Below are 20338 nucleotides of genomic sequence, written 5' to 3' on the forward strand. Positions count from 1 at the left end.
GCATCAGGCGGATAGAAACTGACAACCACAAAAAACGGGGGCCCTGTTTCCAGAGCCCCCGTTTCATTTGCCGCCCAGCCGTTATGGGTACTGCTGGTAAGTCTGGCCCTGCTGCTGCGGCGCCTGGTACTGCTGGCCGGGAATGGCCTTGAGGTTGACCTCGACACGACGGTTTTGCGCACGGCCATTGACGTCGGCGTTGCTGGCCACCGGGTTGTCCGGGCCGGCGCCACGGGCCGACAGGTTGGCACCGCTCACGCCCTGGGACGTCAGGTAGGTCGCCACGCTCTGCGCACGACGCTGGGACAGGTCCATGTTGTGCTGGCGGCTGCCGGTGCTGTCGGTGTAGCCGACGATTTCGATCTGGTTCTGGTTGAACTCCTTGAGGGAGTTGGCCAGGTTGTTCAGCGGCTGGTAGAAGCTGGAGGCGATGTTCGCCGAGTCGGTGGCGAAGGTGATGTTGCCTGGCATGATCAGCTTGATCTGGTCGCCCTGGCGCTGCACTTCAACACCGGTATTGGCCATGCTCGCACGCAGCTTCTTTTCCTGCTGGTCGGCGTAGTAGCCGTAACCGGCCGCGGAAGCCCCCACCACCGCGGCACCGATCAGCGCACCCTTGCCACGGTTATCGTGACCGATGGCCGCACCGGCCAACGCCCCCGCCAGTGCACCGAGGCCGCCATACTTGGCGGTTTTGCTCATGCCCGAAGATTCGGTAGAGGCCTGGCCCTGGTTGTCGTAGGGGTTAGGCGACGCACAGCCGGACAACAGGGCCACAGCAGTTGCGACAACGATCAAGCGACGCGAGGTGAACATGAAGATGCTCCTGGGTTTTCAGTCTGAATGCCAAAGTGTAGGCAATCGACTCTGGCAGGCGTTGGAACACGGCAATCGTTAAAAATTCCGTCGCGCTGCGTTGCGCTTCGCCCGGCTGACCGATAAAAAACCGGCAGCCGGGCGAACGCCCCTCACCCCTGCGCCAGACAGCGACTCACACCCCGGACAATCATCTCCACTTCCCGCCCATCGATCGTCAACGGCGGCAGCAGGCGGATGGTCTGGCCCCGAGTGATATTGATCAACAGGCCGTGGTCCCGGGCGGCACGCAGGGCCAAGTCGCGGACCGGTTGCTTGAGTTCGATGCCGATCATCAACCCCTGGCCGCGAATCGCCAAGACATTCGGATTGTCCACCAACTCGGCCCGCAGCCGGCTCAGCAACTGTTCGCCCTGATGCCTGGCGTTGTCCACCAGCGCTTGTTGCTCAATGATCTCCAGCACCGTGCAACCGACCCGACAGGCCAGCGGATTACCGCCGAACGTACTGCCATGGCTGCCAGGGGTAAACAGCTCGGCTGCCTTGCCCCGCGCCAGGCAGGCCCCAATGGGCACGCCGTTGCCCAGGCCTTTGGCGAGGGTCATGACGTCCGGCACGATACCCTCGTGCTGGAACGCGAACCATTGGCCAGTGCGACCGATGCCGGTCTGGATCTCGTCGAGCATCAACAGCCAGGCGCGCCGGGTGCACAGTTCACGCAGGGCCTTGAGATAACCCGGCGGTGCGAGTTGCACACCGCTTTCGCCCTGGATCGGTTCCACCAGCACTGCGACGATGCGCTCGGCATGCGCCTGCTGGATCGCTTCCAACGCCGCCAGATCGCCGAACGGCACCTTGATGAAGTCCCCCGGCAAGCGGTTGTAGCCCAGCCGCACGGACGGGCCGTCACTGGCGGACATCGTGCCCAATGTGCGCCCGTGGAACGCATTGTCCATGACCACCACCAATGGCTGCTCGATGCCTTTATGCCAACCATAGAGGCGCGCCAGTTTCAGTGCGGTTTCGTTGGCCTCGGCGCCTGAGTTGTTGAAAAACGCCCGCTCCAGCCCCGACAGCTGAGTGAGCTTTTGCGCCAGGCGTTGTTGCCAATCGATGCTGTACAGGTTCGACGTGTGCAACAGCAGGCCGGCCTGCTCGCTGATGGCGGCCACCAACCGCGGGTGGGAGTGGCCGACATTGGTCACCGCCACGCCCGCCACCGCATCGAGGTATTCGCGGCCGTCCTGGTCCCACAGGCGCGTACCCAAGCCATGGGTGAAACTCAGCGCCAGGGGTTGGTAAGTGGTCATCAGGCAGGCAGCGGTCATGGCATCAAGCTCCATTTGGTTGGTTTTTTCCAGTATGGTTAGCCACCAAGGCTGGATAAACACTGCTTTACTTCAATCATTTAAAAGTTGGGCTTGATAATGGACTTGTTCCAGGCGATGACCGTTTACGTGAAGGTGGTGGAAGCCGGAAGCCTGACGGCGGCGGCCCAGGCGTGCGAAATGTCCACCACCATGGTGGGCAATCATCTTCGGGCATTGGAGCAACGTCTCGGCGTGCGCCTGATCAACCGTACGACGCGGCGCCAGCGCCTGACTGAGTTCGGCTCGACCTACTACCAACGCTGCCTGGAAGTGCTGGGGCTGGTGGCCGATTCCGAGCGCCTGGCCGAACAGACCCAAGGCGAGCCCACCGGCACCCTGCGCATCACCGCGCCACTGACCTTCGGCTCCGAACGCCTCGCGCCGGCCCTGGCCGAATTCAGCCAGCGCTTCGCCCAGGTCAAGCTCGACGTGATGCTGACCAATCAGCGGCTGGACCTGCTCGAACATGGATTCGACGTCGCCATCCGCCTCGGCCATCCCGACCCGAAACTGATTGCCCGTCCGTTGGTGGACTACACCCTGACCATCTGCGCCTCCCCTGCCTACCTGGCTCGGCACGGCACACCGGAAAAACCCGTCGACCTGCAGCAGCACGACTGCCTGTCGTTCGCCTATTTGGCAGGGGACGACTGGCGCTTCGCCCAGGATCTCTGGCCGATCAACGGCCCGGAAGGCGAGATCAAGGTCCCGGTAAACGGACCGATGCTGATCAACAGCTCCTCGGGCCTGCATCGCGCCGCCCTGGCCGGGATGGGCGTGGTCATGCTGCCCGATGCGCTGGTGGCCCAGGACCTGAAGGATGGACACCTGGTGGCGTTGTTACAGGACTACCAGTTGCCCCATCGCCCAATGAGCCTGATGTACGCGCAGGATCGCTACCGTTTGCCGAAACTGCGCAGTTTTGTCGAGTTCGCGCTGGAAAAATGGGGCAAACCCCCAACCCCAGCCGAATGATGACGTAGGAGCTGACGAGCGCAGCGAGGCTGCGATCTTTTCCCAGACACTTGAGTCCCAAGCGAAAGATCAAAAGATCGCAGCCTCGCTTCGCTCGACAGCTCCTACACTCAAGGCGTCCCCCCCGCTAGTGCCTCTCGCCCCCCATCAGCTACTCTTCCTCCTTGGACGAGCATTTTGATATCAAGGCTGATTGAGGGAACGACGATGGGAGATGCCTCGAACATCGACATGCTGCGGTTCGACCTGTCCGATCTGGACGAAGGCGTACTACACACCATCCTGGAACTGGTCAGCGATGGCATCTGGGACTGGAATGCCAACACCGGCTTCGTCTACCGCAACCCCGGCTGGTACACGATGCTTGGCTACCTGCCTCATTCACTGGACAACACCGTGCTGACCTGGGAGAGCGTGATCCACCCGGATGACTATCCACGGGTCATGGCATTGTTCGACGACTACCTGGAACACCGATCCCACATCTACCAAGCCGAATACCGCTGCCGCACCCACGACGGTTCCTACATCTGGATCGAGGATCGCGGCTATGTGATCGCCCGTAACCCGGACGGCACGGTGGCGCGCATGATCGGCGCCCATCGCAGTATCGACGACAAGAAACGCCTGTTCGAACAACTGGAACGGCGCAACAAATCCCTGGAAGCCGTAATCGAAGAACGCACCCGCGAACTGTCCCGGGTCAACCATCAGTTGCAGATCCAGCTCGACGAAAACCGCAGGCTTGCCGAAACCGACGCCCTGACCCGGGTCGCCAACCGTTATCGCCTGGACCAGGCGCTGCCGCTGGCCTGTGAGCGCGCGCAGCGTTTTCGCGAGTCGTTGTCGCTGATCGCCATGGACGTGGATGATTTCAAGGAAATCAACGATCGCTACGGCCACGCCTTTGGCGACGCCGCGTTGATACAAGTGGTGCAGAGCGTCAAGCGCTGCGAGCGCGACGGCGACTTGCTGGTGCGCTGGGGCGGTGACGAATTCATCATGATCTTGCCCAACACCACCCTGGCCGACGCCCGCCTGCTGGCTGAGAGCATTCGCCGGGGTCTGTCCGACCTGCTGCCGGTGGGCGACTTCCAGATCACCATGAGTTTTGGCGTGGTGCAGCGACTCGAGAATGAACAGCACGCCGTGTTGCTGCACCGGGCGGACCAGGCGCTGTATCGCTCCAAGATGTCGGGCAAGAATGTGATTTGTGAATGAGCTCCGACCGTGACAACACCGCCCGCGTCCAATAGATTAGGCGACCGGAAAAAAGCTCAATGCCTTTCTCGCCTCATCCCGCTAACAGAAGTAGTGAAATTTCAATGTCCGATTCCAACACCGCTGAATCCTTAGTCACCCTGTCGTCCAAAGCGGAATACGAAAACTCCATCAATCTTTCACAGCATCTGCCCCAGGCCAAAACCATCAGCGAAATGGTCCTCGATGCGTTCCAGTCGAATCGCGAAAGCGACCAGATCCGCGAACTGCGCAACGCCATCCGCCAGGCTCACGATGCGTTCGACGACGACAAGGCCTATGAACTGATGGGCCAGCTCAAACAACTCAAGGACGCCGAAGCCGCCGATTTCGCGGCCCTGGAAGACCTGAGCAGCCGCTTCCCGATCAGCCGTATCCTCTCCAGCTACAAGGACGACCCGTCGTTCCAGGAACTGGTCTACGGCCTGGCCCTGAAAGTACTGAACCAGACCCACCAGGCCATCAGCAACCCGAGCGGCAGCAAGGGCAAGGCCTCGCGGGCCAAGAAGGAAGCCGAAGTGTTTGTTATCAGCAAGGATGGCATCAGCGTCACCCTGCCCCTGCGCACACCACGCTCCAAGCCGAACGTCGACCGCGAGGCCTTCGAGTTCCTGGGCTTCAATTTCGTAGGCGAAGGCGACGAAGCCGAGCTGGAAAGCGAAACCTTCCTGGACAATGACGGCACCGAACAACAGGCCACCCGCAAAAGCATCGTCACCGCCCTGCAACAGCAGAAAGCGTTCGATGGCTACAGCATCGCCCAGCAATAAGCCCATGTGGGAGCGAGCTTGCTCGCGATCGATAGTCCCCACGCTCCGCGTGGGAATGACTCCTCGGACGCTCCGCGTTCGGCTCTTGGGGGACGCAGAGCGTCCCAGGCTGCATTCCCACGCGGAGCGTAGGAGCGATCCTCCAGGCAGTGGCCATGAAAAAGCCCCGCGCTTCTCTCGAAGGCGGGGCTGTTTTCATGGATATGAGCTGATCAAACAGCGCCAAGCCGTTCGACCATATCTGGAAACTTCTCGACCAGCTTGATCAACAAAGCCGCCTGGGCGTTAGGCTTGGACTTCTCCTGCTCCCAGTTCCTGAGCGTACCTGGACTGGTCCTGATGCTCTTGGCGAAAACGGCTTGAGACATGTGGAGCTTGTCGCGCAACGCCACGATTTCTTGGGCAGACACCTCGGGAACCGGTTTGTCTTCGATCGATATCTGGCGAAGGGTAATCTTGCCCTCCCGGTGGGCGGCCATCTCCTCGACGCCTTGCATCATCTCGGCAAACAGATCGCGCTTTTTCATAAGGTACCTCGTACTTTCAACTCAGCTTCTATGGCGCGTTTGAGCGTCTTCTCTTGCTCGGAGGTCAGGTTTTCCAACTCGTCCTTGTCATAAATCGCGAACATTCAGAACTGACGATCGTTCATGAGCCAATAGTAGATAACGCGCAACCCGCCTCGCTTCCCTTTACCACGACGTTCATCGAACCAGCGCAGCTTACGAAAGCCGCCGGTACGTGGCATGACGTCACCGACCTCTGGATGCTGCAGCATATAGGACTGAAGCAGGCGATACTCATCATCAGTCAGGTAATGGCCAACCGTGTCGGTGAATGTAGTCGTTTCAAAAAATAGGGTACGCATGGCAGAAACTATAGGCAAATTGCGCATAGTTCAACAAACCATAATCTATTGCGACGAATGACAGCCAATCCACACCTCACCTCAACAAAAAGCCCCGCGCTTCTCTCGAAGGCGGGGCTTTTTTTGCAGCGTCTGAAGCTTAAGGCGCGTAGGTCAGCAGCAGCTCACTTGGCACCTTGAAGTCCAGGGACATCATGACGCTCAGGGCGGTGATGGTGAAGATCGAGAACACGAACAGCTTGCGTGCCCAGACCGTGTCATCCACCGCCTTGTAGCCGGTCCAGGCCATGTACAGCCAGTACATGCCCATGGCGGCGGCGACGGCGAGGTAGCTCATGCCGGCGTAGCCGCTGAAGGTCAGCATCAAGGTCGCCACGAGGAAGGCCAGGATGTAGAGCAGGATGTGCTTCTTGGCCACCCGGATACCGCGCTTGACCGGCAGCACCGGAATCGAGGCTGCCAGGTAGTCGTTGAAGCGGAATATCGCGATGGCGTAGGAATGCGGCATCTGCCACAGGCTGAACATCACCAGCAGCGTTAGCGCCGCCATGTCGAAGCTGTTGCTCACCGCTACGTAGCCGATCACTGGCGGCATCGCCCCCGACAGGCTGCCCACCAGCGTGCCGTGGACCGACTTGCGCTTGAGGTACAGGCTGTAGAGGCCGACGTAGATGACAAAACCTATCACCGCGAACAACGCCGCCAGCGGGTTGGCCACCCAGTACAACAGCGCCACGCCGGCCACGCCCAGCACCGTGGCGAACGCCAGGGCCAGTTGCACCGGAATCAGGCCCTGGACCAGCGCCCGATTCTTGGTGCGTTCCATCTTGATATCGATGTCACGGTCGATGCAGTTGTTGAACACACAACCGGACGCCACCACCAGGGAAGTGCCGATCATCGCCGCCAGGAAGATGGCCAGATCGACATGCCCTTTCGAGGCCAGGAAAAACCCGCCTGCCACAGAAAGCACGTTACCGAAAATGATCCCCGGCTTGGTGATTTGGATAAAGTGCTTCAGGGACATCCGGACTTTCCTCAGTGCGCCATCATGTTGGTGTGGATGCTGAACATGATCCACAACGACAGGCCAACCAGCAGGACAATCACGATCGCGGCAAAGACAAATGCGACCACGTTGTTACGTTGGGCGGCGGAGCGGTCCAGGTGCAGGAAGTACACCAGGTGCACCAGTACCTGGACCACGGCGAAGATCAGTACGATCCACAGGGTCAGGCTCTTGGGCAGCGATGGGTACATCACCAGGCCGAACGGAATGACGGTCAGGATCACCGACAGAATGAAACCGATGGCGTAGGACTTGACGCTGCCGTGGCCGGCGTCGTGGCCATCATGGGAATGTGCGTTAGCCATTTACAGGGTCCCCATCAGATAAACAACGGTGAATACGCAGATCCACACCACGTCCAGGAAGTGCCAGAACAGGCTCAGGCAGCTCAGGCGCGTCTTGTTGGTGGCGGTCAGGCCGTTTTTCTGGACCTGGTACATCATGATCGCCATCCAGATCAGGCCGCTGGTCACGTGCAGGCCGTGGGTGCCGACCAGGGTGAAGAACCCGGACAGGAAGCCGCTGCGGCTTGGGCCGTAGCCCTCGGAGATCAACACGTGGAACTCGTTGATCTCCATGCCGATGAAGCCGGCGCCGAACAGGAAGGTCATGGCCAGCCAGCCCAGTACCTGGGTTTTCTTGCCCTTGAACAACGCCAGCATGGCGAAGCCGTAGGTGATCGAGCTGAACAGCAGCAGCGCGGTTTCGCCCAGTACGTACGGCAGTTCGAAGATGTCGTGGCCCGATGGGCCACCGGCGACGTTGTTAACCAGCACCGCGTACGCTGCGAAGATCGACGCAAACAGAATGCAGTCGGTCATCAGGTAGAGCCAGAAACCGAATACGGTCATCTCGCCCGAGTCGTGGTGATGGTCATCGTGCCCATGGTCATGACCATGGGCGTGTCCAACAGTGGTCACTAAGTTCGACATGGTTTAAGCCTGTTCCAACGAGGTTTCAACACGGGTGGCGGTGGCAGGGACTTTCCCGGCCGCTACCAGACGTTTGTGCTGCTCGGCTTCGATGCGCTCGATGACATCCACCGGCACCATGTAGCCCTGATCGTCACGGGCAGCATGGATAGCGAAATACACCACGGTGCCGACCAGGCTGGCGATGGCCAGCCACCAGATGTGCCAGATCATCGCGAAACCGAACACGGTCAGCAGCGCGCCCATGACCACACCAGTGGCGGTGTTGTTGGGCATGTGGATCGGCTCGTACTTGGCCGGGACCGGGTACGCGGTGCCGTTTTCCTTGGCTTCGGTGAACGGGTCGATGACGTCTGCTTTTGGCAGCACGGCGAAGTTGTAGAACGGCGGCGGCGAAGAGGTCGACCATTCCAGGGTATGGGCATTCCACGGGTCACCGTGTTCGCACATGTTCTCTGGTTTGTTGCGATCGCGCACGCTGACATACAACTGGATCAGCTGGCAGGCGATACCGACAGCGATCATCACCGCACCAAACATGGCGACGTACAGGTACGGTACCCACTCAGGGTTGGTGGTGGTGTTCAGGCGACGGGTCATGCCCATGAAGCCCAGTACATAGAGCGGCATGAACGCGACGAAGAAGCCGGTGATCCAGAACCAGAACGCTGCCTTGCCCCAGCCTTCGTGCAGCTTGAAGCCGAACGCTTTCGGGAAGTAGAAGGCGAAGCCGGCGATATAGCCGAACACCGCACCACCGATGATCACGTTGTGGAAGTGCGCGATCACGAACAGGCTGTTGTGCAGCACGAAGTCAGCACCCGGGATGGCCAGCAATACGCCGGTCATGCCGCCGATGGCGAAGGTCACCATGAAGCCCAGGGTCCACATCACGTGGCTGGTGAAACGCAGGCGGCCCTGATAGATGGTGAACAGCCAGTTGAACAGCTTCACCCCCGTCGGGATCGAAATCAGCATCGTCGCCAGGCCGAAGAAGGCGTTGACGCTGGCACCCGAGCCCATGGTGAAGAAGTGGTGCAGCCAGACCATGAAGCCCAGTACCGAGATCGCGCCGCTGGCGTAGATCATCGAGTGGTGGCCGAACAGTTTCTTGCCGGAAAAGGTCGAGATGACTTCGGAGAAAATCCCGAACGCCGGCAGGATCAGGATGTACACCTCAGGGTGACCCCAGGCCCAGAACAGGTTGACGTACATCATCGGATTGCCACCAAGTTCATTGGTGAAAATGTGGAAATCCATGTAGCGGTCAAGCGTCAGCAGAGCCAGGGTAGCGGTCAGGATCGGGAAGGAAGCGACGATCAGGACGTTGGCCCAGGTGCAGGTCCAGGTGAAGATCGGCATGTCCATCAGCTTCATGCCCGGGGTACGCATTTTTACCACGGTGGCCAGGAAGTTGACCCCCGTCAGCGTCGTACCCAACCCGGATAGCTGTAGCGCCCAGATGTAGTAATCCATCCCTACGCCCGGGCTGTATTGCAGGCCCGACAGCGGCGGATAGGCAACCCAACCGGTCTTGGCGAATTCGCCAACGCCCAGGGACAGGTTGATCAGCACCACGCCGGAAACCAGCAGCCAGAAGCTCAGGGAGTTCAGGAACGGGAAGGCAACGTCACGGGCGCCGATCTGCAGCGGCACTGCAAGGTTCATCAGGCCGGTGAAGAATGGCATCGCCATGAAGATGATCATGATCACACCGTGGGCGGTGAAGATCTGGTCATAGTGTTCAGGCGGCAGGTAGCCAGGCGAACCCTCGGTGGCCATGGCCAGCTGGGTTCGCATCATGATGGCGTCGGCAAAACCACGCAGCAGCATGACCATGGCGACGATGATGTACATCACGCCGATTTTCTTGTGGTCGACCGACGTCAGCCACTCGGTCCACAGGTAGGTCCACTTCTTGAAGTAAGTGATCCCCGCGAACAGCGCCAGACCGCCGAGTGCGATGATGGCGAGGGTCACCATGACAATCGGCTCGTGGAACGGGATCGCTTCCCAACTTAATTTACCAAACATCGTTTACTCCTCTGCCCCGGCAGCTGAATGCGAACTCATGTCCATCCCTTCCATGTTGTGGGCCACTTCCTTCTCGTTCTTCTCGTGGTGCATCGGCTTGCCCGGATTCATCCCTTCATACTTGTCGATGATGGTCTGGAACAGGTTCGGCGTAACCGACGAGTAGAGTTCGACTGGGTTGTTCTGGCTCGGCTTGGAAAGGGCTTCGTATTCAGCTTTTTCAAGCTGTTTAGGTGCCTTCTTCACATCGTTGACCCAGGCGTCGAAATCTTCCTGGGTCGTGGCGATTGCTTTGAACTTCATGCCGGTAAAGCCCGCGCCGCTGTAGTTGGCGGAGATACCGTCGAGTTCGGCGTTCTGGTTGGCGATCAGGTGCAGCTTGGTCTGCATGCCCGCCATCGCGTAGATCTGGCCGCCCAGGCCCGGGATGAAGAACGAGTTCATCACGGTGTCGGAAGTGACCTTGAAATTGATCGGCGTGTGGGCCGGGAACACGATCTTGTTGACCGTGGCAATGCCTTGTTCCGGATAGATGAACAGCCACTTCCAGTCCATGGAGACCACTTCAATGGTGATCGGCTTGACGTCGGAATCCAGCGGACGATATGGGTCCAGGGCGTGGGTCGACTTGTAGGTGATGTAACCCAGGGCAATGATGATCAGCACCGGAATGGTCCACACCGCCACTTCGATCTTGGTCGAATGCGACCACTTCGGCGTATAGGTGGCATTGGTATTGGTTGCGCGGTACTTCCAGGCGAACAGGAAGGTCATGACGATGACCGGCACAACGACCAGCAACATCAGCAGCGTAGCGGTGATGATCAGGTTTCGTTCATCCAGGCCGACCTGGCCCTTGGGATCGAGCAAGGTCATGTTGCAGCCTCCCAGCAGCAACGTGCCGAGCAGCGGCAACAAGCCTAGTAATCGGGGGTACCTGTTTTTACTCATCTCACGACCTCTAAAGCAGCTTGCGCAATGCAGTTGGGTTTTGATCGCCAACACTTCACCCTGCCAAGGGTTGGCATTTTCTTGGATTGAATAAGGGCTGCCCGTCGAACGTCAGCGGCTGTTCGACACATCCTGGGCCAGCAGTGAGTTCTTATTCGTTGGTCAAAGGCCTAGTTCAAGCCCAATTCCATTTGGTGCGGGTAGTTGGAGGCACCGACACCTTGGGGTCGCATGGGGCGCTGGCGCCCTTCGACCACTCTCGTACTCAAGTTTGAGCCGGGTCGGAAAATCGGTGCGGGCGATTGTAGTGAGCTGAGGCGCTGTAGACCATGTCTCATCTCGAAATAATTTTTATCCGATCCGGCAACAATCTTTCGCAGATATTGCAACAAGCCAGCATGTTATCGAAATTAATTCTCAACAAGAACCCCAAAAAACGTAGGGCTACTATGACCGATTTAGACAGCTCGAGAGGATTACAAAGGGCTTTTTTGCCCCGCAAGCGCCCAGTTTTCGGGGGCTCAGGCGCCCGACGCTTCGCTGTTAAAAATGCCTGCTGCAGGGGATACGCGTTTTGCGAAACCGGACGGTTTTTTGTTACAGGAAGGTGCGCTTAATCGCCCTCGAAAAGGCTCAGCGCCCCAAGATATGTGACAACATGTCGCACATTGTCGCAGGCTATTCTTGCCTCGGATCAAGGACGGTCCGGCTCAGAAGTGAAACGCAAAACGCCCCGGCTCTCCAGGAGAGAAACCGGGGCGTTTCATGAAGCCGCTTCAGCGAATCTGTTTGCGGTTACGTGACACCAGCAGCGGCACCAGCACCACCGTCAACACGAAGGCCACCAGTGCCCATTGCGCCAGGGACAGACCCAGGATCGGTGGGTAGGGAGTGGAGCAAAAACCATCGACCTGGAACCCCAGCGGGAAAATCTTTGCCAGCGGCAGGTCATCGACAATCGGTTGCAACACATCGATGCCGCAACTGACCGCAGGGAAGAACTGGGTGTACACGTGATGCCCTGCCACCCCGGCACCGGCCAGGGCGCTGAGCACCACCAGGCCTTCGAAGATCGTCAGGCTGCGGCGGGTGCGCATGGCGGCACCGATGAAGGCGAAGATCGCGATCAGCAACAGCGCATAGCGCTGCAAGATACACAGCGGGCACGGCGCCTCGCCGAGGGCCACCTGCATGTACAGCGCACCGCCAATCAGCGCCAGGCAGATCAGCCCCAGCAGCACCAGATAGCGCCGCTCACGGCCTAACCGCATCATTTCCTCACTCATTGCGTTTCCCTTTGTCTGCATGGATCGACGCGCGGCACGGCGACACTCGGGCGCGGTCGGATGCCCGAAGTCTACACGCAGACCATGACAGTGAACGAGCAGCGGGCGTCGACATTCAAGGGGAATAGACCGCAAGAAGGTTAAGTGCGGATTAATTCTGGTCAGTTGGACCCAGGATGGACCTGCCGCCGCCAACGCGAGCAGGCTCGCTCCCACAAGGGATTTGTGGCGGACGCGGATGTTGTCACCCGCACAGATCCAGGGCGGGAGCGAGCTTGCTCGCGATAGCGGTGGGTCAGCTTGCATTGATGTTGAATGTGCCGACGCCATCGCGAGCAAGCTCGCTCCCACAGTTCGAGAATCGTGTCCACCGCAGATCCCTTGTGGGAGCGAGCCTGCTCGCGATGAAGGCAACCGGTCTCCCGGTTTAGCGCGACCTTATTCCAGCGCCGCCGCCGGGCCGAAGAATTCGTAACGGCTCTGCTGGTCCGGCACGCCCAAGGCCTTGAGGTGGCGCTTGACGGCGCTCATGAAGCCCTTCGGCCCGAGGAAATAGGCGTCCACGTCACGTTGCTGCGGCAGCCATTGCGCCAGTTGTTCCTGGCTCAACAGCCCCACCTTGTCGGCCGCCGGGCTCAAGCCGTCGTCTTCGTCGTAGCAGTAGAAGCGCTTGAGCTGCGGGTGCCGCTTGGCCAGGTCGTCGATCCAGTCGCGGAAGGCATGGGCACGGCCGTTGCGCGCGCAATGAATGAAGTGCACCGGCCGCTCGGTTTGCAGCGCCGCCTGCAACATGGCCAGGGTCGGGGTGATGCCAACGCCGCCACTGATCAGCACCAGCGGTTTGTCGCTGGCAGTCAGGTAGAAATCCCCCGACGGCGGGAACAACTGGATGCGGCTGCCGACGTCGAAATGATGATGCAGGTGGTTGGACACCCGCCCGCCCGGTTCGCGCTTGACGCTGATACGGTATTGACCATTGTCCGCCAGGGCTGACAGTGAATAGTTGCGGCGTACTTCCTCGCCATCGAGCATGAGCTTCATGCCGATGTACTGGCCCGGCTCGGCCAACAGGATCGGGCCCTTGTCCGCCGGTTCAAAGTAAAACGAAGTGATCTCCGAGCTTTCCTGCACCTTGGCCGTCAGGATGAACTCACGCTCACCACGCCAGCCGCCCGGCGCCTCGGCCTTCTTGTCGTACATGCCGGCTTCGGCGCCGATGAGGATATCGGCCAACTGGTTGTAGGCTGCGCCCCACGCCGCAATCACTTCGGGCGTGGCGATCTCTGCGCCCAGCACTTCGGCGATTGCTCGCAGCAGGCACGAACCGACAATCGGGTAATGTTCCGGCAGGATCTGCAGGGCAACGTGCTTGTTGACGATCTTCGCCACCAGGTCGCCCAATTGATCGAGCTGGTCAATGTGCCGCGCATACATCAACACACCGTTGGCCAAGGCCCGCGGTTGATCGCCACTGGCCTGGTGAGCCTGGTTGAACAATGGGCGCACCTGCGGGTATTCGGACAGCATCATGCGATAGAAGTGAGTGATCAGCGCCTCACCACCGCTTTCAAGCAACGGAACGGTGGAGCGAATGATGGCGCGTTCTTCTCGACTGAGCATAGGGTGACTCCTGGCGTATGACCGATAACAGTTAGGTAAGCCTTATCAGTTTCCATGCCATAATTTTTTTTCTTAAATATCAGTCAGTTAAAAACAATGTAGTCATAGCGACACGGCCCACCTTATAGTCGTTACGACTACATGGAGTCATTATGACCGCAACCGCCCTGCTGACCTCCCTGCTGCCACTGGTGGCCGATCTGTCCCGCGAACTGCCTGAAGGCGAACGTTATCGGCGCCTGCTCGGCACCTTGCGAGCCTTGCTGCCGTGCGATGCGGCGGCGTTGTTGCGCCTGGACGGCGACTGCCTGGTGCCGCTTGCCGTGGATGGCCTGAGCACCGATACACTGGGCCGGCGATTCCGGATCAGCGAACACCCGCGCTTCGAAGCGCTGCTGGCCAACCCACAGCCCACCCGTTTCGCCGCCGACAGCGGCCTGCCCGATCCGTACGACGGACTGGTCGAGGGGCTCGCCGAGCATCTGGAGGTTCACGACTGCATGGGCTGCCCGCTGTTCGTCGACGAACGGCCCTGGGGCCTGCTGACCCTGGATTCGCTGGATCCGGAGCGCTTCGAATCCATCGATCTGGGTGCCCTGCAAGCCTTCGCCAGCCTCGCCGCCGCCACGGTCAGCGCCGCCGAGCGCATCGAGCGCCTGGCCCTGAAGGCCGAGGACGAGCACCGCCGCGCCGAGGTCTATCGCCAGGCCAGCGGCCAGCAGCCTCGCGACATGGTCGGCCAGAGCAAGGCCCACAAACGCCTGGTGGAAGAGATCGCGCTGGTGGGCAGCAGCGACCTGACAGTATTGATCACCGGCGAAACCGGCGTGGGCAAGGAGCTGGTCGCCCAGGCCATCCATGCCGCGTCGAAGCGTGCCGAGCAGCCACTCATCAGCCTCAATTGCGCCGCCCTGCCCGATACGCTGGTGGAAAGTGAACTCTTCGGCCATGTACGAGGCGCCTTCACCGGGGCCACGAACGACCGGCGCGGCAAGTTCGAACTGGCCGACGGCGGCACCTTGTTCCTCGACGAAGTGGGCGAGTTGTCCCTGACCGTCCAGGCCAAGTTGTTGCGGGTACTGCAAAGCGGTCAACTGCAACGCCTGGGCTCGGACAAGGAACACCGGGTCGATGTGCGCCTGATCGCGGCCACCAATCGCGACTTGGCCGAAGAAGTGCGCAACGGCCGTTATCGGGCCGACTTCTATCATCGCTTGAGTGTGTATCCGCTGCAGGTGCCGGCGCTGCGCGATCGCGGACGGGACGTGCTGCTGCTCAGCGGTTTTTTCCTGGAACACAACCGTTCGCGCATGGGTCTGGGCAGCCTGCGCCTGACCAGCGATGCCCAGGCCGCACTGCTGGCCTACGACTGGCCGGGCAATGTGCGCGAACTGGAACACCTGATCGGCCGTAGCGCCTTGAAGGCCTTGGGCCGGTGCGCGACGCGCCCGAAAATTCTCAGCCTCAGCGCCCAGGACTTGGATTTGCCCCAGGCGCCAGTGGATACCCCCACGCCTTCGTCCATCAGCCTCGCGCCGACCGCGCAGGGCGTAACGGGGGACTTGCGCGAAGCGGTGGACGAATTCCAGCGCAAGCTGATCGCTGCCTGCCTGGAACGTCACCAGCACAACTGGGCCAGCGCCGCCCGGGAGCTGGGGCTGGATCGGGCGAACCTGGGGCGGATGGCAAAACGGCTTGGCCTGAAATAGTGGCTGCGGACGCTTTTGTGGCGAAGGTGCTTGCTCCCGCTGGGCTACGCCGTAGGAGCTGTGTAGGAACTGTGTAGGAGCTGTCGAGTGCAACGAGGCTGCGATCTTTCCACAGCCAATTGAGTCCAGAGCGAAAGATCAAGATCAAAAGATCGCAGGCTTCGCCAGCGCCTACAGAGCCGAGCGGAAGCAAGCTCCCTCGCCACAAAAGCGGGCTTGTTACAGCGATCCTCGTTATTGACGGCTTTCGTCCTAAAGCCTGTCCCCAACAAGTCGATAACCCAATATCACAAGCTGTTCTGGCGATCGGTATGCTCGCCCCACCTTTTTCCACAGAAGGTTTTTATGTCTTCCAACAAAGCCCGCGCAGATTCACTTTCGCTTCTGCTGTTTACCTTGCGCAGCGGCAAGCTGATGGCAATCAACCTGCTCAAGGTCAGTGAAATCATTCCCTGCCCACCGTTGACCAAGCTGCCGGAGTCCCATCCACACGTCAAAGGCATCGCCACCCTGCGCGGGACATCGTTGTCGGTGATCGACCTGAGCCGCGCCATTGGCGAGCGGCCGCTGGAAGACCCGGACGGCGGCTGCCTGATCGTCACTGACGTCAGCCGTTCCAAACAGGGTTTGCATGTGCAGGCGGTGAGCAAGATCGTGCATTGCCTGACCACCGACATCAAACCGCCGCCCTACGGCTCCGGCGGTGTGCGTTCGTTCATCACCGGCGTGACCTCAGTGGATGGCACGCTGGTGCAGGTGCTGGACATCGAAAAGGTCATCCACGGTATCGCCCCGGCGCAGATCGAAACCGCGCCGACCGAACTGAGCATGGAAGACGCCGAGGTGCTGGGCAACGCACGGATCCTGGTGGTCGATGACAGCCAGGTCGCGCTGCAGCAATCGGTGCACACCCTGCGCAACCTCGGCCTGCAATGCCACACCGCGCGCAGCGCCAAGGAAGCCATCGAGTGCCTGCTGGACCTGCAAGGCACGGCCGAACAGATCAACCTGATCGTCTCCGACATCGAGATGTCGGAGATGGACGGCTATGCCCTCACCCGGACGCTGCGCGAAACCCCTGACTTCGCCCACCTCTACGTGTTGCTGCACACCTCGCTGGACAGCGCCATGAACAGCGAAAAAGCCCGGCTGTCGGGGGCCAACGGCGTGCTCACCAAGTTCTCCTCGCCGGAACTGACCAAGTGCCTGATCACGGCGGCCAAGGCCGTTGCCGAGCAGGGTCACTGAGTCATCTCGGTTGCTCGCTTCTGCGTTCCGGCGCGGGAGCGATCACCGTCCGACAACCTCAGGCATACTCTTGTCCTGGCTTCCCGGAACAAGGCTCCCTGATGAAAATCCGCCTATTGACTCTCCTTGGCCTCACCGTCCTGGCCTCCCAGGTTCATGCTTCCAGCACGGACGCCTGGGCCGCCCACGACAAAGCCGTGCTGGCCAGTTGCATCAAGGCCAGCGGTTTGAAGAGCGCTGAACCGGTAGGTAGCGCCGCTCGATTCGACGACCGCGTCGGCTACACCGCGCTGTTGCTGCAAGGCCAATATCCGCAGAAACACATGAAAGGGGCGATCGGCACCGAGTTGTGTCTCTACCGCAAGAAAACCAAAACCGCCTACGTGACCGAGTGGGACTCGATCCGCCCGGCCGCTACCGACCGGTGAATGGCGCATAACTTGCTTCGCACGGTCCATCACGGCGTTTTTCTGTCGCCGTCTCCAGCTTTCTGCGACCGGGCGCTCAATGAACACAACATTTTCCTGTGTAGGGTGCGGCAAATGCTGCACCGATCACCACGTCCCCCTGACCCTCGACGAGGCCCGGATGTGGGCGGACGACGGCGGCCAGGTGATTGTCCTGGTGGAAGCCTTCCTGCCCAACGGCCTCGGCCTGCCGGCAGGGCAACGCGAGCATGCCGAGCGCCGCTCGGCGGTGGTCCACAGCGGCGGCACCGAGGCCCTTGTGGCGATCACCTTTGCCGCCTACAACGTCGGCCGCTGTCGGAATCTTGACGATGAAAACCTGTGCCGCATCTATGAGCGCCGCCCCTTGGTGTGCCGCATCTATCCGATGGAAATCAACCCGCACATTCCCCTCAATATCGCCGTCAAGGAATGCCCTCCAGAGTCGTGGGAAACCGGGCCACAACTGATACTCGGCGGTGAACTGGTCGATCAGGAACTGGTCCGGTTGATCGAGCGTTCACGCCAGGCCGACCGTGAAGAGATCGCCATCAAGGACCGCATATGCGCCGCCCTGGGCATCCGCACCACCGCGCTCAAGGGCGACGGGTTCACCGCGTATCTGCCGCAGATGAGCGCATTCGTGGCCGCCTTCGATCAGGCACGCCTGCAACCTGCGCAACAGCACACCAGTGAATGGCAGTTCCATCTGTCTGGCGATGATGTGGCCAGCCAGGTATTGGCCAGCGGCGCGCGGGTGGTCACTGAAGCGCCGGTCAATTACGCCTTTATTTCGCTGCGGGCGGCGTAGATACCCAAAGGATGAAGTAGAGCCCTGTGGGAGCGAGCCTGCTCACGATAGCGGTCTGTCAGCCCCCTCTATGTGACTGATGCAACGCCATCGCGAGCAGGCTCGCTCCCACAAGGGATTTGCTACGCTCAATCGCTTTCCCCTCTCGCCTAACCCTCGCCAGGAATGTTAGCGTGCTTGGTATCTTCTCCCCGACGAGCCTTGCACGATGAAAAAAACCGTACTTGCCTTCAGCCGTATCACGCCCCAGGTGGTCGAGCGCCTGCAACAGGACTTCGACGTGATCGTGCCGAGCCCGTCCAAGGGCGATATCAGCGCACAGTTCAACGAAGCCCTGCCCCACGCCCACGGGCTGATCGGGGTCGGTCGCAAGCTCGGGCGCGAGCAATTGCAAGGCGCCGCGAACCTGCAAGTGGTATCCAGCATATCGGTGGGTTACGACAACTATGACCTGGCCTACTTCAATGAGCGCGGGATCATGCTCACCAATACCCCCGACGTGCTCACCGAAAGCACCGCAGACCTGGCCTTCGCCCTGCTGATGAGCAGCGCCCGGCGCGTGGCCGAACTGGACGCCTGGACCAAGGCAGGCCAATGGCAGGCGACAGTCGGCCCGCAACTGTTCGGCAGCGATGTACATGGCAAGACCCTGGGTATCGTCGGCATGGGCAACATCGGCGCAGCCATTGCCCGGCGTGGCCGGCTGGGGTTCAACATGCCGATCCTCTATAGCGGCAACAGCCGCAAGACCGAACTGGAAAACCAATTGGGCGCACAATTTCGCGAACTGGACCAGTTGCTGGCCGAAGCGGACTTCGTCTGCCTCGTCGTGCCATTGAGCGAGAAGACCCGCCATCTGATCGGTCAGCGTGAGCTGGGCCTGATGAAACCGAGCGCCATCCTGGTCAACATTTCCCGGGGCCCGGTGGTGGATGAACCGGCGCTGATCGAAGCCCTGCAGAACAATCGCATCCGCGGCGCCGGGCTGGATGTCTACGAGAAAGAACCGCTGGCCGAATCGCCGCTGTTCCAACTGAAAAATGCCGTCACCCTGCCCCACATCGGCTCGGCCACCCACGAAACCCGTGCCGCCATGGCCGATCTGGCTGTGGATAACCTGCGCAGTGCATTGCTGGGCGAGCGACCGCAGAACCTGGTCAACCCGCAAGTCTGGAAGTAAACCCTTAGGCCGGCCCGCCTGAGCGGGCCGGCCAACGCGGTCATTTCAACGTGCGCCCAAGGCGGCCTTCATGGGCTGTGGTCGAGGCTTGCGAAACACAAGCACGTTCCCCAGCATCACCAACACCAGCCCCACCAACGCCGGCACCGTCCACTGATAGCCCTCGACAAACGCCGACACGTTCAACGCCACCACCGGGAACAACACGGTGCAATACGCCGCCCGCTCCGGCCCCATGCGCCCCACCAGCGTCAGATAGGCAGTAAAGCCGATCACCGAACCCGGGATCACCAGGTACAACAGTGAGCCGATGTAGCGCGTGTTCCATTCCATGTCGAACGGGATGCCTTTGAATGCGCACCACACCGCCAGCATCGCCGCGCCATAGGCCATGCCCCAGGCGTTGGTGGTCAACGGCTTGAGGCCGGCCTTCTGTTGCAGGCTCGACAGCATGTTGCCTGCCGAGAAACACAAGGTGCCCAGCAACGCCAGCGCCAAGCCAAGCAAGGTTTGCGGGCTTGCACTATGGCCAGCCAGTTCCGGCCAGAACAGCAGCGCCAGCCCCGAAAGCCCCAGGGCGCCACCCAACAGCACGTTACGGGCAATCCGCTGACCGAAGAACACGCGGGCATTGAGGGCATTCCAGAGCGTAGCGGTGGAAAACACCACGGCGACCAACCCACTGGGAATCCACTGGCTGGCGGTCAGGAAGCACATGAAGTTGATGCAGAACAGACACAGGCCCTGGGCAACGCAAATCAAATGGCCGCGCCGGTTCATCACCTGCAAGCGCCGGCTGAGCAAGAGCATCGCAAACAGGATCAGGGCCGCAAGGCCGAAGCGATAGACAATCGACACCGGGATGGCGACGACGCCCAACTGCAGTTTCAGGGCAATCCAGGTGGTGCCCCAGATGAGCACGGTAAGCAGGTACAACGAGAGGTTCATGGTGACGGCTCCTGACAATGACGTTCAGTGTCCCGCCGCCATTGA

The 20338-nt window shown here is 60.4% G+C and carries 19 protein-coding genes and 1 pseudogene; 8 read left to right on the plus strand and 12 right to left on the minus strand.

All coding sequences use genetic code 11. The features are described 5' to 3' along the window. Positions 1-81 precede the first annotated feature (81 nt). Entirely contained in the window at positions 82-816 is a 735-nt protein-coding gene (locus ASC85_RS24795) for an OmpA family lipoprotein (protein ID WP_018604257.1), read from the minus strand. A gap of 152 nt (positions 817-968) precedes the next feature. Then, positions 969-2144 (minus strand): aspartate aminotransferase family protein, encoded by a 1176-nt coding sequence (locus ASC85_RS24800; protein ID WP_057451768.1) that lies wholly within the window; start codon positions 2142-2144, stop codon positions 969-971. A gap of 99 nt (positions 2145-2243) precedes the next feature. Between ASC85_RS24800 and ASC85_RS24805 the strand changes: the two genes are divergently transcribed. The 3 genes from ASC85_RS24805 to ASC85_RS24815 all read left to right on the plus strand — a co-directional run bounded on the left by ASC85_RS24805 (position 2244) and on the right by ASC85_RS24815 (position 5191). Continuing rightward, entirely contained in the window at positions 2244-3161 is a 918-nt protein-coding gene (locus ASC85_RS24805) for a LysR family transcriptional regulator (protein WP_057451769.1), read from the plus strand. A 207-nt stretch (positions 3162-3368) separates the two neighbouring features. Continuing rightward, positions 3369-4382 (plus strand): sensor domain-containing diguanylate cyclase, encoded by a 1014-nt coding sequence (locus tag ASC85_RS24810; protein WP_057451770.1) that lies wholly within the window; start codon positions 3369-3371, stop codon positions 4380-4382. 104 nt (positions 4383-4486) lie between these two features. Then, on the plus strand, positions 4487-5191 hold the full coding sequence (locus ASC85_RS24815) for a hypothetical protein (protein ID WP_003205390.1): 705 nt from the start codon (positions 4487-4489) through the stop codon (positions 5189-5191). Positions 5192-5403: 212 nt separating this feature from the next. Here ASC85_RS24815 and ASC85_RS24820 read toward each other — a convergent pair whose 3' ends face one another. The 9 genes and pseudogenes from ASC85_RS24820 to hmpA form a co-directional block, all read right to left on the minus strand. Continuing rightward, positions 5404-5718 carry a helix-turn-helix domain-containing protein gene (locus ASC85_RS24820; RefSeq protein WP_003205391.1) on the minus strand — a complete coding sequence of 105 codons (315 nt, stop codon included), beginning with the start codon at positions 5716-5718 and terminating at the stop codon, positions 5404-5406. Beyond that, positions 5715-6059: pseudogene (locus ASC85_RS24825) on the minus strand (toxin). Before ASC85_RS24825 ends, ASC85_RS24820 begins: the two are co-directional and overlap by 4 nt. A 139-nt stretch (positions 6060-6198) precedes the next feature. After that, on the minus strand, positions 6199-7086 hold the full coding sequence (gene cyoE / locus ASC85_RS24830; protein WP_003178131.1) for a heme o synthase: 888 nt from the start codon (positions 7084-7086) through the stop codon (positions 6199-6201). Positions 7087-7097: 11 nt separating this feature from the next. Further along, the gene (cyoD, locus tag ASC85_RS24835) at positions 7098-7433 is read right to left on the minus strand and encodes a cytochrome o ubiquinol oxidase subunit IV (protein WP_003205394.1); all 336 of its coding nucleotides are present in this window, start codon (positions 7431-7433) and stop codon (positions 7098-7100) included. Continuing rightward, on the minus strand, positions 7434-8060 hold the full coding sequence (locus tag ASC85_RS24840) for a cytochrome o ubiquinol oxidase subunit III (RefSeq protein ID WP_057451771.1): 627 nt from the start codon (positions 8058-8060) through the stop codon (positions 7434-7436). Positions 8061-8063: 3 nt separating this feature from the next. Beyond that, a complete protein-coding gene (gene cyoB, locus ASC85_RS24845; protein ID WP_057451772.1) occupies positions 8064-10094 on the minus strand; it encodes a cytochrome o ubiquinol oxidase subunit I in 2031 nt (676 codons plus the stop codon). Between the two features lie 3 nt (positions 10095-10097). Continuing rightward, positions 10098-11045 carry a ubiquinol oxidase subunit II gene (gene cyoA / locus ASC85_RS24850; protein WP_057451773.1) on the minus strand — a complete coding sequence of 316 codons (948 nt, stop codon included), beginning with the start codon at positions 11043-11045 and terminating at the stop codon, positions 10098-10100. A 776-nt stretch (positions 11046-11821) separates the two neighbouring features. Further along, on the minus strand, positions 11822-12331 hold the full coding sequence (locus ASC85_RS24855; protein WP_003205398.1) for a disulfide bond formation protein B: 510 nt from the start codon (positions 12329-12331) through the stop codon (positions 11822-11824). Positions 12332-12769: 438 nt separating this feature from the next. Continuing rightward, on the minus strand, positions 12770-13951 hold the full coding sequence (gene hmpA / locus ASC85_RS24860) for an NO-inducible flavohemoprotein (RefSeq protein ID WP_057451774.1): 1182 nt from the start codon (positions 13949-13951) through the stop codon (positions 12770-12772). 152 nt (positions 13952-14103) lie between these two features. Between hmpA and norR the strand changes: the two genes are divergently transcribed. The 5 genes from norR (at position 14104) to ASC85_RS24885 (ending at position 19345) form a co-directional block, all read left to right on the plus strand. Beyond that, positions 14104-15660 carry a nitric oxide reductase transcriptional regulator NorR gene (gene norR, locus ASC85_RS24865; protein WP_057451775.1) on the plus strand — a complete coding sequence of 519 codons (1557 nt, stop codon included), beginning with the start codon at positions 14104-14106 and terminating at the stop codon, positions 15658-15660. 345 nt (positions 15661-16005) lie between these two features. Continuing rightward, positions 16006-16908 carry a chemotaxis protein CheV gene (locus ASC85_RS24870; RefSeq protein ID WP_057451776.1) on the plus strand — a complete coding sequence of 301 codons (903 nt, stop codon included), beginning with the start codon at positions 16006-16008 and terminating at the stop codon, positions 16906-16908. Between the two features lie 101 nt (positions 16909-17009). Continuing rightward, positions 17010-17336: a hypothetical protein gene (locus ASC85_RS24875; RefSeq protein WP_057451777.1), complete on the plus strand. Its 327-nt coding sequence runs from the start codon at positions 17010-17012 to the stop codon at positions 17334-17336. Between the two features lie 79 nt (positions 17337-17415). Beyond that, complete coding sequence (locus tag ASC85_RS24880; protein ID WP_057451778.1) at positions 17416-18165, plus strand: YkgJ family cysteine cluster protein; 750 nt, start codon at positions 17416-17418, stop codon at positions 18163-18165. 208 nt (positions 18166-18373) lie between these two features. After that, the gene (locus ASC85_RS24885) at positions 18374-19345 is read left to right on the plus strand and encodes a 2-hydroxyacid dehydrogenase (protein ID WP_057451779.1); all 972 of its coding nucleotides are present in this window, start codon (positions 18374-18376) and stop codon (positions 19343-19345) included. A gap of 45 nt (positions 19346-19390) precedes the next feature. On the opposite strand, the gene ASC85_RS24890 is transcribed toward ASC85_RS24885, so the two are convergent. After that, positions 19391-20293 carry a DMT family transporter gene (locus ASC85_RS24890; protein ID WP_057451780.1) on the minus strand — a complete coding sequence of 301 codons (903 nt, stop codon included), beginning with the start codon at positions 20291-20293 and terminating at the stop codon, positions 19391-19393. Positions 20294-20338: the final 45 nt, after the last annotated feature.

The sequence above is a fragment of the Pseudomonas sp. Root401 genome, from assembly GCF_001425105.1.
Taxonomy (GTDB): domain Bacteria; phylum Pseudomonadota; class Gammaproteobacteria; order Pseudomonadales; family Pseudomonadaceae; genus Aquipseudomonas; species Aquipseudomonas brassicacearum.

Excerpts from the sequence above, each read along its gene's own strand:
- ASC85_RS24795 (WP_018604257.1), bottom strand. The coding sequence starts at position 816 with ATGTTCACCTCGCGTCGCTTGATCGTTGTCGCAACTGCTGTGGCCCTG.
- ASC85_RS24800 (WP_057451768.1), bottom strand. The coding sequence starts at position 2,144 with ATGACCGCTGCCTGCCTGATGACCACTTACCAACCCCTGGCGCTGAGT.
- ASC85_RS24805 (WP_057451769.1), top strand. The coding sequence starts at position 2,244 with ATGGACTTGTTCCAGGCGATGACCGTTTACGTGAAGGTGGTGGAAGCC.
- ASC85_RS24810 (WP_057451770.1), top strand. The coding sequence starts at position 3,369 with ATGGGAGATGCCTCGAACATCGACATGCTGCGGTTCGACCTGTCCGAT.
- ASC85_RS24815 (WP_003205390.1), top strand. The coding sequence starts at position 4,487 with ATGTCCGATTCCAACACCGCTGAATCCTTAGTCACCCTGTCGTCCAAA.
- ASC85_RS24820 (WP_003205391.1), bottom strand. The coding sequence starts at position 5,718 with ATGAAAAAGCGCGATCTGTTTGCCGAGATGATGCAAGGCGTCGAGGAG.
- cyoE (WP_003178131.1), bottom strand. The coding sequence starts at position 7,086 with ATGTCCCTGAAGCACTTTATCCAAATCACCAAGCCGGGGATCATTTTC.
- cyoD (WP_003205394.1), bottom strand. The coding sequence starts at position 7,433 with ATGGCTAACGCACATTCCCATGATGGCCACGACGCCGGCCACGGCAGC.
- ASC85_RS24840 (WP_057451771.1), bottom strand. The coding sequence starts at position 8,060 with ATGTCGAACTTAGTGACCACTGTTGGACACGCCCATGGTCATGACCAT.
- cyoB (WP_057451772.1), bottom strand. The coding sequence starts at position 10,094 with ATGTTTGGTAAATTAAGTTGGGAAGCGATCCCGTTCCACGAGCCGATT.
- cyoA (WP_057451773.1), bottom strand. The coding sequence starts at position 11,045 with ATGAGTAAAAACAGGTACCCCCGATTACTAGGCTTGTTGCCGCTGCTC.
- ASC85_RS24855 (WP_003205398.1), bottom strand. The coding sequence starts at position 12,331 with ATGAGTGAGGAAATGATGCGGTTAGGCCGTGAGCGGCGCTATCTGGTG.
- hmpA (WP_057451774.1), bottom strand. The coding sequence starts at position 13,951 with ATGCTCAGTCGAGAAGAACGCGCCATCATTCGCTCCACCGTTCCGTTG.
- norR (WP_057451775.1), top strand. The coding sequence starts at position 14,104 with ATGACCGCAACCGCCCTGCTGACCTCCCTGCTGCCACTGGTGGCCGAT.
- ASC85_RS24870 (WP_057451776.1), top strand. The coding sequence starts at position 16,006 with ATGTCTTCCAACAAAGCCCGCGCAGATTCACTTTCGCTTCTGCTGTTT.
- ASC85_RS24875 (WP_057451777.1), top strand. The coding sequence starts at position 17,010 with ATGAAAATCCGCCTATTGACTCTCCTTGGCCTCACCGTCCTGGCCTCC.
- ASC85_RS24880 (WP_057451778.1), top strand. The coding sequence starts at position 17,416 with ATGAACACAACATTTTCCTGTGTAGGGTGCGGCAAATGCTGCACCGAT.
- ASC85_RS24885 (WP_057451779.1), top strand. The coding sequence starts at position 18,374 with ATGAAAAAAACCGTACTTGCCTTCAGCCGTATCACGCCCCAGGTGGTC.
- ASC85_RS24890 (WP_057451780.1), bottom strand. The coding sequence starts at position 20,293 with ATGAACCTCTCGTTGTACCTGCTTACCGTGCTCATCTGGGGCACCACC.